The organism is Streptomyces rimosus subsp. rimosus (assembly GCF_000720725.1).
Classification (GTDB): Bacteria; Actinomycetota; Actinomycetes; order Streptomycetales; family Streptomycetaceae; genus Streptomyces; species Streptomyces rimosus_A.
Window position 1 is genome coordinate 1 of record NZ_JOCQ01000279.1, and the last position, 223, is coordinate 223.

The 223-nt window shown below is 76.2% G+C and carries 1 pseudogene; it reads right to left on the reverse strand.

The features are described from left to right. Nucleotides 1-223 (reverse strand): annotated as a pseudogene (locus IH45_RS0142895) (3-oxoadipyl-CoA thiolase); the annotation flags it as partial.

The following is a 223-nucleotide window of genomic DNA, read 5'->3' on the forward strand; positions in this document are numbered from 1 at the left end:
GATGCACAGGGCCGCCAGGCCGGTGCCGGAGGAGCCGCGGGCGGCCAGCTGGTGGGCGACCGCCCCGGCCAGCCGGGCCCCGGAGGCCCCCAGCGGATGCCCGAGCGCGATCGCGCCGCCGCGCGGGTTGACCACCTCCGGATCCAGCTCGGGCCACTGTTCCAGGCAGCCCAAAGCCTGCGCGGCGAACGCCTCGTTCAGCTCGAACGTAGCCAGATCCGCC